9 protein-coding genes and 1 riboswitch are annotated in these 14,615 nt (G+C 41.4%); of the genes, 4 read left to right on the top strand and 5 right to left on the bottom strand.

What is annotated here, in order from left to right; all coding sequences use genetic code 11:
• Positions 1–60: 60 nt before the first annotated feature.
• Positions 61–2,820 carry an outer membrane beta-barrel protein gene (locus tag WH223_RS14240; protein WP_340048412.1) on the top strand — a complete coding sequence of 920 codons (2,760 nt, stop codon included), beginning with the start codon at positions 61–63 and terminating at the stop codon, positions 2,818–2,820.
• Here the strand turns inward: WH223_RS14240 and WH223_RS14235 are convergent.
• Entirely contained in the window at positions 2,817–5,699 is a 2,883-nt protein-coding gene (locus WH223_RS14235; protein ID WP_340048411.1) for a PD-(D/E)XK nuclease family protein, read from the bottom strand. The genes WH223_RS14240 and WH223_RS14235 overlap by 4 nt on opposite strands.
• Before the next feature lie 14 nt (positions 5,700–5,713).
• On the bottom strand, positions 5,714–9,100 hold the full coding sequence (locus tag WH223_RS14230; protein WP_340048410.1) for a UvrD-helicase domain-containing protein: 3,387 nt from the start codon (positions 9,098–9,100) through the stop codon (positions 5,714–5,716).
• 172 nt (positions 9,101–9,272) lie between these two features.
• Here WH223_RS14230 and WH223_RS14225 point away from each other — a divergent pair, with 172 nt between their 5' ends.
• The 3 genes from WH223_RS14225 (at position 9,273) to metF (ending at position 11,688) form a co-directional block, all read left to right on the top strand.
• Positions 9,273–9,800: a 30S ribosomal protein S16 gene (locus tag WH223_RS14225; RefSeq protein ID WP_340048409.1), complete on the top strand. Its 528-nt coding sequence runs from the start codon at positions 9,273–9,275 to the stop codon at positions 9,798–9,800.
• Between the two features lie 112 nt (positions 9,801–9,912).
• Positions 9,913–10,440 carry a ribosome maturation factor RimM gene (rimM, locus tag WH223_RS14220; protein ID WP_340048408.1) on the top strand — a complete coding sequence of 176 codons (528 nt, stop codon included), beginning with the start codon at positions 9,913–9,915 and terminating at the stop codon, positions 10,438–10,440.
• 130 nt (positions 10,441–10,570) lie between these two features.
• A riboswitch (SAM riboswitch) is annotated at positions 10,571–10,679 on the top strand.
• 52 nt (positions 10,680–10,731) lie between these two features.
• On the top strand, positions 10,732–11,688 hold the full coding sequence (gene metF / locus WH223_RS14215) for a methylenetetrahydrofolate reductase [NAD(P)H] (protein WP_340048407.1): 957 nt from the start codon (positions 10,732–10,734) through the stop codon (positions 11,686–11,688).
• Between the two features lie 139 nt (positions 11,689–11,827).
• Here metF and WH223_RS14210 read toward each other — a convergent pair whose 3' ends face one another.
• The 3 genes from WH223_RS14210 to WH223_RS14200 are packed head-to-tail and all read right to left on the bottom strand — an operon-like array spanning position 11,828 to position 14,613.
• Positions 11,828–12,991 carry an AGE family epimerase/isomerase gene (locus WH223_RS14210; RefSeq protein WP_340048406.1) on the bottom strand — a complete coding sequence of 388 codons (1,164 nt, stop codon included), beginning with the start codon at positions 12,989–12,991 and terminating at the stop codon, positions 11,828–11,830.
• Between the two features lies 1 nt (position 12,992).
• Positions 12,993–13,928 carry a DUF4434 domain-containing protein gene (locus WH223_RS14205; RefSeq protein WP_340048405.1) on the bottom strand — a complete coding sequence of 312 codons (936 nt, stop codon included), beginning with the start codon at positions 13,926–13,928 and terminating at the stop codon, positions 12,993–12,995.
• Between the two features lies 1 nt (position 13,929).
• Complete coding sequence (locus WH223_RS14200; protein WP_340048404.1) at positions 13,930–14,613, bottom strand: GDSL-type esterase/lipase family protein; 684 nt, start codon at positions 14,611–14,613, stop codon at positions 13,930–13,932.
• Positions 14,614–14,615: the final 2 nt, after the last annotated feature.

Genomic DNA, 14,615 nt, shown 5'->3' with positions numbered 1-14,615 from the left:
ACTTTTATTTAAACAATTAAGTAACAACTCCTGTATATTAGGCCAGCCTAACCACCTAAAATGCAAAAAAACCAATTCCTCACAGTCTTTGCTGTGTTCATTCATTTTTGTTGTTTTTCTACATTCGCCCAAAGTCGGGTTGAAGGGAAGATATTAGATAAATTTTCTAACAACCCTATCGCCGGTGTGACGGTAAAATTTACGACTGAAAAAGATAGTCTACTACAGACAACAGCAACGGACACCTTGGGTCTTTTTTCATTTCAAGCTCCGCTAGGCAAATATCTGTTAAAATTAACAAATCTTGGTCATCAACCTGTAAGCAGACCGCTACATATCAACACGAAACAAACCCGTGTTTTGCAGTTTATGGAATCAAGTGACTTAGTACTGGAAGAAATTGAAATAAAGGCTTCTCCTGCCGTAGCCATAAAAGGAGATACCACTGAATTTGATGCTAAGCGATTTTCAACACGAGAGTACGCTGCCGCAGATGAGCTTGTCGCTCAAATTCCAGGCGTAGAGATTGACGAAGAAGGCAATGTGAAAGCCCACGGAGAGAATGTCACTCGAATTATCATTGACGGCAAGCCTTTCTTCAGCACGGACCCACGCATAGCCTTAAAAACACTGCCTGCAGAAATGATAGACAAAATACAGCTCATTGATGAGAAATCGGAACAAGCGAACTTCTCAGGCTTTGACGATGGACAGCGCCGTAAAGTGATTAACATTGTCACCAAACCAGACCGCAAAAGGGGACTGTTTGGTAAAGCATCCGCAGGCTACGGGGATGACAATAAGTTTCAGCTCAACAGCTCCATGAACCGCTTTGACCAGGATGCTAAAATTGCAATAAACCTCATGGCCAACAATGTCAATGAAACAAACTTCGCCGAACAGGGACGTGGAGGCTACCGCCGAGGGAATAGCAACACCGAAAGAGGCCTCTCTGACACCTATGCTGGCGCAATAAATTACAACAACCTATTTCTTAATAAAAAGCTCGATGTGAGTGGCGATTACAATTTTCGATCTACAAATACGGCCGTAAATACCTTCTCGGAGATGGAATACCTCTTAGGAAACCGCGCAAACCAACAGCAAATCAGTGACCAAAACAGCCTCAATAAAGAGGTAGAGCATAAAGCAAATAGCCGTATACGCTGGAATATAGACTCGATTCAACGTGTTGATTTCAGCCCTAGCTTCACCTACAACTACTCCAACAGGGCGGGATTCAATACTAGCGAAACATCAAAAAATGAAAACGAATTGATAAACAAGTCATCCCGGGAGAATGAAAATAGGAATCAAAACTTACGCGTCGCTGCTGACTTTGGTTACTTCTACCGTTTTAAAAAAGTAGGCCGAACAGCTTCTATAAGTTTCTCGGGGAGCAAGAACTCCGATGATGCTACAGGTAAAAATCTAGCGTTGATAAATTATTATAAAGATGGGCTGTTAAGCCGTATCGACACCAATAATAATAAAAGTTTAACAAACGGATATGGATCGGGCTACAATACGCGCCTTTCCTTAACGGAGAACTTGACCGCCAATAGCCGCATACAATTCAATTACAGCTTCCGGAATACGATGAATTATTCGGACAGACAAACCTTTGAATTTCTAGCGGAAACAGGCCAACTGGGAGAACTTAATGAACGCTTGTCAAATGAATTTCGCAACGATTTCAAATTCCACCGTGGAGGGCTTTCGTTCACCTACAGCAAAAAAGATTCTTTACGTATTCAATTAGGGCTAAACTATCAGCATGGTTTACGCACCAACGACCGCACCTTTCCGATAAACCTATTAACCAAAGCTAACTTTGGCAGTCTGCATCCTGAGCTTACAATTGTCTATACTGTTGATCCCGAAAAACGCTGGGAGCTCAACTATAATGCAACAACGAATACGCCAAATATTTATCAGCTTCAAGATTATATAAACAACCAGAATGAGCTACGCATCAGTAATGGGAACCCAAATCTTAACCAAGAATACAGCCATAACGTCAAAATCCAATATAAGGATATCAAACGCTCAAATGGTCAAAATTTAAACGTCAATCTAGACTTTAGCTACACCAATGACAAAATTGTAAACTCTGTATTAACGACAGATACCGCCATGGTGCTCTTCGACGACGTGGTGCTGGGCGCAGGAGGTCAATATACAGTCCCAGTAAATGTTAATGGGGCATACAACGCTAGAATGTCTACCAGTTTTGGACTACCGATAAAACCATGGAAATTAAACTTGAATTTTAACAACAGCTTATATTACAACAGTAATTTCGCTATCCTTAATGAAGAATTTTTAAATGGGTATAGTTATGGGGTACAACAACGTGTAGGCATCAACACCAATATCAGTAAATTTTTGGTATCTGGCATCAACTATCGTATCAACTTAACCTTCACAAATAATCCCATTGCAAATAGTGAAACTTATAAGGTATACACGCATACGATAAATCACACCTTAAACTATGAGTTTTTAAATGGATTCGTCTTCAATTCTAGTTTATTATACAATTACAACAGTGGAATCCTAAATGCTTCCAGCATAAAAACAGTGCTGTGGAATGCTTCTTTTGGAAAAAGAATATTAAAGCGCAAAAATGCCGAATTAGCCATCAAAGCTTTTGACATATTCAATCAAGCACAGAATATAAACCGCCGAGTGACAGAGATCGCTATTACAAACACGATCTCTAACACCCTAGCACGTTACTTCATGCTATCTTTCAATTATGACTTACGCAATTTTGCGGACGCAAACAACAAGAGAAACCGCAACCAAAACCCTTAGCTTTCTTCGGACTCTTCCGCAACGGCATTTCTATAAAACAATGTGTACGGATCGGATGGATAAACGGTCGTATCTGGATTATGCTTGAACGGAATGGCTCGGTTAAATATTTCTTCGAGTGTTTCACGTAGAAAATTAACGAAAACTGTTTTTGTTGCTGCAAGGTACTCTCCTGCGAGATCTTGCCCTTTACTGTTGAATAAAGTCCCTTCTTCACGCATCTTGCGGGCTACATATAAATGAGGCTCCAAACCTTTGCGCTTTGTTATTTCCTCAAAAACATAAGCATAAAATAAGGTCTGTACCATCGCTTTATTCTCTGTATTGGCAGCAAAAACCTTATCAAGGTCTCTAAAGACAACAGAATCTCCCCCGGTTTTGTAATCTACAATTCGAGTTAAAACCTCTCCTTCCTCGGTCAATACTTCATCAACGCGGTCAATAATCCCATACAATTTTACTTGCTCTACTTTTCCGTCAACCTCAATAGGAAAATCCAAGACATAATCTTCATCGTTCTCCAATTCGATAATCCGAAAAGCTTTATATTTATGCATATCATACTCCAAATACATACGCACATACTCGCTAGCAATCTTCAGCATGATACGCTGCATACTATTTAAAGATGCTAAAGCAGCAGGCTCTATACGCTCCTCCTTTGCAATTTCCTGCAATACCAAGTCGTCGACTACCTTCACCTTATCCGCAAGCTTCTTTGTAGCGGTCCATTCTGTAACTCCTTTATAAGGCTTGAATACCGTTTCCATCACATTGTGAATGACCGTCCCGAGCTTATTCATCTCAAACTCCTGCGATATCGTCGGTGGTTCTTTAATCTCGGCTACATGTTTTAAGAAAAACTGCAATGGCGATTGTAAATAAGTCGTCAATGCTGTCGCTGATATTTTTTTGCGCTGCTGAATAAAAGTATTCCAGAGCTTATCCCATACGGCACCTTCTTTGGGAATTATTAATTCATCCGCCGGAGGCGAAAACCGAATCGCTTGCTGCTGCCGATGTACATGAAACTTGAGGTTACTCTCAAACATCAACTGCTTGACAAATCGACTTTCTTCACCGCTACTACTCTCGTCTACCAAGCTGTTATAGAAAACATGGACATCACCGCTATACTGCATATGTCTATAAAAAAGATAAGCCGAAAGAGCATCTTGATTTTCTAGCACCGGCAAATCATAGGCCTTACGAATGTTGCTCGGTAAGAACGTTGGTGAGTTGGAGGTCTTCGGCAATACGCCTTCATTGGCGCCTAAAATATAAACTTGATCAAAATTCAAACAGCGACTTTCCAACAAACCCATGATTTGTACCCCTCGTAATGGATCTCCTTCAATTGCGGAGTTTATCGGTGCTATAGCTTTTCGAATTAGACCTATCTGGAAGGTTATTGATGTTTCATTAATGCTGGTTAGCCCGAGATGCAGCTGATTCAACACCTTTTTTGTTTCCACCAACAGATTGTTTTCAATCTGCCCCATACGGTCTTGCGTAGCCATAGCCAGCAGCAAGGTATCCAGCACATGGATTAACGTAGGCACAAGCGACTCTTTGCTCACTAGCGGATTAAAAAAGTGCGGCAAAGCGGAGTTTTTAAACTGAATATCCAATAGCGGAATTTCAAACTGTTGCTTTTCTGCCATCGCTTTAAAAAACTTCGTCCGATCCTCAGCACTTACCGCTGTCGCGGGATGATTAACAAACGTTTCCACATATTGGAAAGGCAATTTTGCACGCTTCAAGTGGGAGATATCTTCCTGCACATTAAGCCATAAATCGATTAATCCGAAAAGTGGAGACTGCGTCAAAGGATAGCCTGTTGTAATATTGGCTGTAACTTCGGGAAGGCTTTGCAATAGTGAAACGAGTAGCCCTTCATCCGCCAATAAGATAGCGGCAGTTTTCTCGCTGTCTACCTGCGCGGCAAGCACATCGTGCAGCAATTTTGTTTGGCTTATCTTTCCGGAAGCAGCATACAAATCGATTGTTAAATCTCGACTTCCTATAAGGTTTGGTGCTTCGCCTAGCGCATTTTCTAGGCCTGTAACAAATAAATTGCGCCGAATAAAAAGCCCCGCTTCTTGTTGCTTATCGTCGAGGTAATAGGCGTCTGCATCAAAATAGAATAAGGCTCTTTCTTCCTCTTGCCAACGTTTGAACAACGTTGCCTCAGCCTTATTCAATGCATTAAAACCGACAAACAATATTTTTTTATACGGCGCTAAAAACGTTGGATTATCCACGGCTCCTTCCACCAAATTACGATAAAGCGTTGGGTAGTTCGTTTGCTTTTCGGCTTTCAATTTTTCTTTGAAAGCACGATACAGCGTAGGCATACGTCGCCATAGTTTTAAAAACCGCTGCTGTACACCTGTATGGCCATGAATACTGAAGGACTGCCAAAACTGCTTAATAAAATGTTGCTGCTCTTCCGTCAAATGTTGAAAAGCAATATCAATTTGTGTTGTATCATACAGTTCTGTAAACACCTCATCAATATTTACAAGCTCGTAATCCAACTGTCCAAAGTCACTCAAGATAACTTCAGCAATAGGATAAAACTCCTCGAGCGTTTCGGGTTCTGCCCCTTCAGCCCTCAGGAGTTCATTGTGTAGCTCAAAAAGGTAGAAAAACTGTCGCAAGGCAGTAGCCTCACCTGCTTGTGACGATTGCCCCACAAAAGATTGAATCGTAAAAAACTGGGGCGACCATATCGCTTTCCCGTAGACGGACGACAACTCCTTCTTTAGGTACGTAATTGGCCTTTTATTATTGAAAACAACAGCTACATCGGCCAAATCGTCTCCAAATCTATTTTTTATATCTTCCGCTACCAGGCGTAAAAAAGTCTTTTTCATTGCATTCATTCGTGTTAAACTACCGCTATTAGTTCATTAATCTTGGCATAGTAGAGGTAGCCTTTTACATTGGCATACCCCAGGTTCTGCAAGGCTTTTCGATAATTATCAACCTGCCATTTATGCTCTACATCATCCCCTTTGGTAAATTTAAAATCCAAGACAATGGTTTCGTCGGCACGTGTAAAAACCTTATCAGGACGTATCGTATCACCATTTTCGAGGATGATAGCCGCTTCATTCCATATTTTATAATCGCCCGTTAGCCAACCATTTATTTGTGGATGTTGCCAGATTTGCTGTATTTCTTTCAAAATGAAAGGTCGGTCTTCAGTATCTAAAACCCCTTCTTCAATATATTGATCTACAAGGGTATTTATCTCTTCTTCGGTGCTAAGCTGCGACATAATCTCGTGGGCTAACACGCCATACTGAGCGGCCTTCTCCAGCAGCAAAATACTGTTTACAGTTCTTTTTGCAGATTTATCAAAAGCATCCTGCAACTGCGTGGAAACAGGGTAATTGGTCAGCGTAATGGTGCTCTGCTGCACACGCTGTTGGTTAGCATGCCCATTATCTTCAGCTTGGGTAGTTAGTGTAGCAGCCAAAGGCTGGTCTATTAGAACAAGACCATTCTCCATCGGAAAAGGATTCTGTTCCTCTGCTAACACCTGATAAAGAAGATCGCTGATGTAGTCATTCTTCACCTCATAGCCTTTCACTTCGCCTGTTTTTTTATCGACTTCCTGCTTGAAAGAAGGTGCCGTAATATACAGGTGCTCCACCGCACGTGTTGTCGCTACATAAAAGGTGTTGAGCGCATCCATATAGTTAAAGAGCATTTCTTCAAAATACTGCTTATAGAAAATAGATTTACCCATGCTACTGTTGTACTTAACAGGTATTTTTCCCAATTGGGCAAATGGAGTACCAGCGACATCAATCCAGAAGTCACCATTCAACTTCCCATCAACATCCCAAGCGCAAAAAGGAATCATAACGACATCGTAGGCTAGCCCTTTCGACTTGTGAATGGTCGTTACTTCAATAGCATTCACCTTTCCGTTGGCCGGTAAAGATGCTTGAATACCGTCTTCTTCCCAAAAATTTAAAAACTGTGTAATGCCACGTTCTCCACCTTGCGAGAAGTTGTTGACCATATCTTTAAATGCCAAAATATAAGGGAGGTGTATATTTTCCTCGCTCGTCAAACCGTAGAGCTCTATCAGCTTCTCAACAACATGCACCAATGGTAATTTTTGTAACATTGACCAGCTTTCCAGAAGCTCCTGCGGCAGAATATCCTGCAGATCAGGCAGATTATTATTTTTAAACTGAAGCCAGAAGTCTGGATTAAACGTCTCTCCTGTCTGCAACAACTGGTATAGATAGGCCATTCGCGCACGATGAATCGTATGCTTATCCGATTGATAAACGAGGGCATGTAGCGTTTCTACCAACACTAAAATCGCATCATTAGACACTAAAGAGAGGGCATCACCCGAGATAACCTCGAAAGACATTCCTGTCTCATTTTTATAGGTCATCAACGCTTGGATAACAGCTTTCGCTTGTGCATTGCTACGCACTAATATTCCAATCTGGCGTGCCTCATAGCGCTCCTCTTGTAGCCACTCACCTATCTTTTTGGCCATAAGGTCTAAAGACTCTTCGACCACCTGATTACGGCGAAAGGAACCTGTAGCTACTGGAATATATTGAATTTCGATAGAGCCGGCACGCTCCGGATTGGCTTTTTTCTTCTCGGGTACCTGCTGCGCACTATTTTCATAGGCCTTAATTAGCATTCCATCATTGCCAGCTTCCTGCCACCAAGCCCAATCTTCGTCGCTTAAATTCTCCCGTACTTTAGCATTCAAAACGGCCTGCAACCGTTCGGGCATCTTATTAAACAGGTAATTGTTAAGCTCAATAATACGAGGTAAGCTACGGAAATTTGTTTCCAACGTTCCGTTTTCAATAAACTGACTTTGCTGTGCTGGACTTAAATGAAAGGCCTCCGTGACCTGCTGCTCCACTTGTTGCAATAAAATCCGCCAATCGCCATTTCGCCAGCGATAAATACTTTGCTTAACATCCCCAACAATCAAGTGCTCATTTAATTCTTGGCGCGCATTTCCCAAAGCATTGATGAGGAGCGGACTATAATTTTTCCACTGAATACGAGAGGTATCTTGAAACTCGTCAAACAGGAAGTAGTTATACCGGTTTCCTATTTTCTCCCAAATAAATGTAGGATCATTATGCTCGTCAAGGCCTAGTTTGTTCAACATTAACTGGGAGTCGGAGATTAATTGCGCCCCGTTTTCTTTACGCCAACGGCTTAACAAATCGCTCATCTCCTTCAGTAGTCGTAGATAATACAAATTATTTTGCACCGCTTGATATGCGATAAAAGTTGGGTAAAAAGCATACAGGTCGGCAATCTGTTTTAACACAGGCGCCAAGGCCTGTCTCAAATCTTCACGCACCGTTTTATCGGTCATGGTATAGGCATCATCGTCATCCATCAAAATGAGGAAGCGATCAAAATATTTCTGTAAGTCGGACGCCGAAAGCTTGCCCACGCGTGGATCGACCTTACTAGCACTTATTAATTTGTTGCGTGATTTCCCTTTAAGATCATCAGCACCAAGCTGAAAGCGCTTAAATGTCTCTATAAAAAGTTCAATTGTTGCTTGAAAGGTATCAAAAAATACCTGTGTCTTTTCCTGCACCTCACTATTCAGCAGGTTAAATACCTCCTGGGCATCAGCCATGCTCACCTCTGCATTAAACTCTTGAAAATTCTCCGTAAAGATCAATCCAGCGAGGCTCATCAGCTGCTGACGATAATTCCAATTCTCATTATTGGCGATTTTCTTTTCTGCAAATGCGATAATCCAATCCAACAAATCAGGTCGTTCATCGAGTGCCTGGTTTAGCATCACGGTCAATTCCTGCTTGACCTTATTGCTATTCATCTCAATTTTATAGGCCGCATCTAGGTTGAGCTCATAAGTAAAGCTACGGATTACCTTTTGCGAGAACCCATCGATGGTGCTGATAGTAAAGCGGCTATAATCGTGCAGAATACGGCGAAACACAGCGTATGCTTTTGTCTGCAATGTTTGGGCACCCCATTGTGGATGTTGCGCAAGCAACAAGGTTCTAAAATCTTCAATTTTACGATCTTGACTTCCGATGGCCAATCCTTCCAAAACGGAGAGAATACGTTCTTTCATCTCGGCAGTAGCCTTATTGGTAAAGGTCACAGCAAGGATTTCACGATAGCTATTCTCATTGGCTAACAGCAAAGTAATATAATGCAGGGTCAGGCTAAACGTTTTTCCGGAGCCTGCCGATGCTTTTAATATTTTTAAGGGAGCTTTTGGATGCATGACATAAATGTAAAAAATAAAATATGATTGGGGATGTACAAGTCTATAAAGGCCTGCATATCACGAAGAAGTATTCTACCGTCTATTTTAATTTTCATATTTAATTTATATCTTTGCGTCCCCTCTTGCACGAAGCACGGGGGATATGTTGAATACATAAAAAAAAGAAAACATGGCAACTAAAATCAGATTGCAAAGACACGGTAAAAAAGGAAAACCTTTTTACCACGTAGTAGTAGCGGACGCACGTGCACCACGTGATGGTAAATTCATCGAGCGTATCGGTTCTTACAATCCTAACACAAACCCTGCAACAGTTATTTTGGATTTTGACAAAGCTTTATCATGGGTGAACAATGGTGCTCAACCAACTGATACTGCACGTACTATCCTTTCTGACCAAGGTGTTCTTTACAAAAAACACTTACAAGGTGGTGTGAAAAAAGGTGCATTTGATGAGGCTAAAGCGGAAGAATTATTCGCAGCTTGGTCTGAAGGTAATGCAACTAGAGTAGCTAACAAAAAAGCTGGTTTAACTTCTACTAAAGAAGAAACTAAGAAAGTAGCATTAGCTGCTGAAGCGAAGAAAAAAGCAGATAGAGCAGCGGCAATCGCAGCGAAAAATGCTCCTGTTGCTGAAGTAGTAGAAGCTACAGAAAACACTGAAGCTGCTGAAAGCACTGAAGAAACTGAAGGATAATTAACTATTCATACAGATTCAAGAAAGCCGATTCCTGTTGGAATCGGCTTTCTCATTCCTACAGAAATACGTTGCTATTTAGATTTCATAGCATCCTAATTATCATTGCATAATGACCATAGAAGAAAGTTTTTATATTGGCTATATCACCAAAACAAGAGGACTAAAAGGAGAAATGCAGCTCTTCTTTGAGTTTGAAGACTACCTTGACTTAGACTTTGATGTCTTATTTGTTGAGATGAATAAGAAGCTCGTTCCTTATTTTGTAGATGGCCTTAAAATTCAGAAAAATAGTACAGCCTACTTAAACTTGGAGGATGTAGACCATATCGATAAAGCACAGCCTTTAATCAAGAAGAAGGTATACCTATCCTTAGATAAGATGCCTGAACGCGATCCTGATGATTTCCGTTACACCGATTTAGTGGGTTACTTAGTAATCGATGAGCAAGAAGGCGAAATTGGTGAGTTAATACATGTTCAGGAGATGCCGCAGCAATTTATGGCAACGGTAGCGTTTGAAGAAAAAGAACTTCTATTTCCGTTGAACGATGACTTAATCGTTGGTATTGACCCTGAAGAGCAAGTATTGGTGGTCAACCTACCGGAAGGACTGGTGGACTTGTACCGCGAGGTATAAAGGTCCTTAAGCCGACACACATCAGCCCCTTAGCTCCTCGTAGCCAAAGGTTTTGCTATACACGATTAAAAAGCGACTCAAAAGGTCGCTTTTATTTTGTTTTTATACTTCTATTAACGATATTAGCGGTCGCTTATAGAGAAAGGCAGAGGGACTAGACCCGCTGAAGCCTTAGCAACCTGACACTGGTCAAGGTGCTGCATTCTACTCCGAACATAAAAAATGGAGAAAGATAAGCTGAAGAAACACAATATCCTGTGCGTTTTCTCTAAGCCTAAAACCCAATATTTTATGAAGATCGTTGATCATATCAAGAACGCAAAAGGTAAGACATTATTTTCTTTTGAATTGCTACCTCCTGCAAAAGGGCAAGGAATACAAAGCATCTTTAAAACAATGGATGAACTTATGGAGTTTAAACCGCCATTTATCGATGTAACTTACCACCGCGAGGATTACCTATACAAACAGCATGACAGTGGATTGTTAGAGCGTGTAGCCTATAGAAAGCGCCCAGGAACGGTAGCTATTTGCGCGGCTATTATGAGTAAGTATAAAGTCGATGCTGTTCCGCATTTAATTTGTGGTGGTTTCACCAAAGAGGAAACAGAAAATGCTTTAATCGACCTCAACTTCTTGGGTATTGATAACGTATTGGTGCTACGTGGTGATGCGCGTAAAGGCGATGCCGACTTTATCCCGACGCCTGGAGGTCATGCTTTTGCGACCGACCTGCTACAACAGGTGGTCGATATGAATCAAGGTAAATACCTACACGAAGATATTGAGAGCTCCGAGAAGACTGATTTCTGTATCGGTGTTGCTGGCTATCCAGAGAAACACTTTGAGGCTCCCAACTTCAATACGGATTTCAAATGGTTAAAGAAGAAAGTAGAGATGGGCGCTGAGTTTATTGTTACACAGATGTTCTATAATGTCGAGAAATATAAGGAGTTCGTCAACAAATGTCGAGAGAACGATATTCATGTTCCTATTATTCCAGGACTTAAACCGCTAACCACCAAAAAACAACTTATCGCCCTTCCTAAAATCTTCCATTTGGACATTCCAGAAGAACTGAGTGAGGCTGTTGATGCGTGCAAGACCAATGCTGATGTACGCAAAGTAGGTGAAGACTGGTTAGTACAGCAGTGTAAGGAACTGATAGAATTTGGAGCTCCTGTTTTACACTTCTATACGATGAGTAACCCTGGTCCTACTAAAAAGATTGTTGAACGCTTAGCTTAAAAAATAAAAAAGTCCGAGCTTGCTCGGACTTTTACATTAAATAAACCTTCTAGGATCGCCGCTTGTTGTTCCCCCATAAACAACAAAAGGAGCCTGCTTAAGATGAGAAAAACAGACTCCTGGATAAGAAAGGTTTCTACTATAGTTTTTCTAACGTTTGGTATACTTTTAACAGGGCACGTGGAACGTGGAAACAACCTTTCCATTTTCCACCTTTTAAGTTTAATAATGGTTCTCCTTGACGATTTAAATAGCCGTACCATTCGCCATACTGCGGATCTGAATACCGGTTAAAGGTGTAATCATCGAGCTTTAAAAACCAGGCCTTACAGCGTTCATCTCCCGTATAGGCATAAGCTTTAGCCATACAAACTAAGGCTTCAACATGCACCCACCACAACTTTTGATCCCACTCCAACTGCTGTACAGGTCTATTTAAAATATCCATAAAATAGAAAATCCCGCCATGCTCTTTATCCCACCCATAGTCTAAAGCACGCAGCGCAATTTCCACACAGCGATTCATCAGTACCTTATCCTTACGCCGTTCGGCCAAATCCATCATAAACCACATTGCTTCAATGGTATGCCCTGGATTCACTAAGCGTCCTTCAAAAGTGTCGGAAAAAGAACCATCAAGGTTTACACTTTCCATGATGAGGCCCGTTTCTTCTTGATAGAAAACCGTCATCACTTCATGGATAACATCATCAATTAACGTGTCGACCGTTGTTGAACCAACAATATGTTCTAATTCTAAAGAGAGGTTACTCAGAATCATCGGCAACGAGAAGCCTTTAAGATTGCGTGTGCCAGGATATGCTTTGGTATATTTTCCCTTCGGGTTATGCTGGCGTTCTAAAATACGTTCGAAAGTTTTAAGCGCTACTGCGCCATACTCTTCTTTTCCTGTAATTTTATATAATGCACCAAGGCCCATACTTGCAAAACAGTCTGAAAAAATATTATAGGCCTGCACGAGCGGTTTTCCCGCTCTATCCAAAGCAAAATACCAGTCGCCATTTTCATCCCTTCCATTTTTCAGCATAAAATCAGCACCATGAATAGCCATATCTTTCCAAGATGCGCGAGCTTCCACTTGATCATATAAGGTAGACATCGTCCATATTTGTCTTCCTTGCAACCACATAAATTTATCGGTATCGTATACCGATCCATCGCGGTCTAGGCAGGTAAGAAATCCCCCCAACTCTTTATCTATAGAATGTTTTTCCCAAAAAGGAACGACATTATCCAGCAACTCCCTTTTATATCGTTCTGCAACTTCCTTCATCTCTACCATACTATTTCAATGTTTCTAAATATTCTTTATATCGGTTATACAAATGGCCTGCCTGCAGATAAGCAGATTGCGGACTCATAAAATGTGAAAATTCAAAGGTTATGGCTTTATCGTATCCCACCTTACGGGCCGCTTCCAGCTTGAGGCGTAATTTTTCAAATTTGATAGGCAAAAACTTAATCGGCATATCGCGGTCGAAAGACTCCGCATTGGTCCAGCACTGCATCCCATAGCGGTCGGCTAACGTTTTGTTGACCGAGAAGAAGTCTTCTAATTCGTTATAATCGATATGTCCATCCTGGAAGGCTACCGCATCTACGGCATGGTGAATCTCATGGAAAATTTCATTCCATTCTGTCTCATGCTCTTTAATAGAAACAGCATTGGCCTTCGTCAAATCGGAAGAAGCCGCCATAACAGCCTTCTTACCATCTATCCAAGGGGATATAAAGGTGGGTAGGTTATTGCTCACGGCTTTGCATTGCTCTCCTAGAATACGGAATGCGCTAGCGGCACCTTTCGTTTGGCGACTTATTTCCATACTTAAATACCAACCACCAAAGCTGCTATAGTGCCCATATTTCGCCCATACTTCATCAATCACAAAGCGGTTAGCATCAATCTCATGCTGCATATTTCCGGTATCCCAATACTTACCGCTGTCGTAAAGGCCGAAGTAGAACTTCATACCATGCTTTTCTGCTAGCTGCAAAAACAGCTCGACCAAATCTGCAGGAGGCTCGTAGCAGCCCATATTATCTTGCAACCATAGTGAAGGATAAGTAATAAATTTTCTATACCCACTACGAATCATAATCACCGTATCAATCCCTACAGCTTTCATGTATTCAAAATCGCGGTCCCACTCTGCTCTACCCCAATTTTGATGGGGTATATCGTGGCTTATCTCATCTAAAAAAGTCCCAGTAATTTTCATCTTATAAATAGTTCTTATCCTTTAAATACTTCACCCAACGCAAATAGCCGTCGGTGTTTAAGTGTATACCGTCGCCAGTATATTCGGCCTTTAATATATAATCGTCGGCAAGCACTTCTTTCACATTCACGAATGTTAGCTTATACGTCTTCGCCAAGCGTTCTATACCTTCATTTAAACGACGTATACCTGCTTCACGATTTAGGAGATAGTCGTACTTCAACACCGACTCATTGAGTGGTAGTGTGCTTTGCGCATATATTTTTGTCTTCGGACTTTCGCGTTGAATAATTTTTATGATAGCCTCCCAATTTGCCAAGGTCCACTCTGTCGGTAAGCCTCTACCGACATCGTTAATCCCCATCATCAAAAATATTCTCTTGGGTTTATCCTTCACAATATGCGCAATACGCGCTTTCATCCCAAAAGTATTATCGCCGCCAATACCCCGATTTCCTATTGTATATTTACGACCGATTAGCTCCTGCCATGGTCCACCTTCGGTGATGCTATTTCCAAAAAATACAACATCGTATGATGTCCCCTCCAAGGCCGTATACAGTTTTTCACGCGAAGCGTAATACCAATTTGTATAGCTGCTATCGCGCGAAAGATCTTTTTTCTCTTGCGCCACAGCGGTCAACATACAACATAGACCGAAACAAAGTGTTAGTATCTTTTTCATTG

Origin of the sequence: Sphingobacterium sp. MYb382, assembly GCF_037572665.1 — a bacterium.
Lineage (GTDB): Bacteria > Bacteroidota > Bacteroidia > Sphingobacteriales > Sphingobacteriaceae > Sphingobacterium.
The sequence above is the reverse complement of the archived record's forward strand: the minus strand, read 5'-3'. Positions and strand labels throughout refer to the sequence as shown.

What these genes read in the sequence shown, in the direction of transcription:
- WH223_RS14240 (WP_340048412.1), top strand. Translation starts at nt 61, where the DNA reads ATGCAAAAAAACCAATTCCTCACAGTCTTTGCTGTGTTCATTCATTTT.
- WH223_RS14235 (WP_340048411.1), bottom strand. Translation starts at nt 5,699, where the DNA reads ATGAAAAAGACTTTTTTACGCCTGGTAGCGGAAGATATAAAAAATAGA.
- WH223_RS14230 (WP_340048410.1), bottom strand. Translation starts at nt 9,100, where the DNA reads ATGCATCCAAAAGCTCCCTTAAAAATATTAAAAGCATCGGCAGGCTCC.
- WH223_RS14225 (WP_340048409.1), top strand. Translation starts at nt 9,273, where the DNA reads ATGGCAACTAAAATCAGATTGCAAAGACACGGTAAAAAAGGAAAACCT.
- rimM (WP_340048408.1), top strand. Translation starts at nt 9,913, where the DNA reads ATGACCATAGAAGAAAGTTTTTATATTGGCTATATCACCAAAACAAGA.
- metF (WP_340048407.1), top strand. Translation starts at nt 10,732, where the DNA reads ATGAAGATCGTTGATCATATCAAGAACGCAAAAGGTAAGACATTATTT.
- WH223_RS14210 (WP_340048406.1), bottom strand. Translation starts at nt 12,991, where the DNA reads ATGGTAGAGATGAAGGAAGTTGCAGAACGATATAAAAGGGAGTTGCTG.
- WH223_RS14205 (WP_340048405.1), bottom strand. Translation starts at nt 13,928, where the DNA reads ATGAAAATTACTGGGACTTTTTTAGATGAGATAAGCCACGATATACCC.
- WH223_RS14200 (WP_340048404.1), bottom strand. Translation starts at nt 14,613, where the DNA reads ATGAAAAAGATACTAACACTTTGTTTCGGTCTATGTTGTATGTTGACC.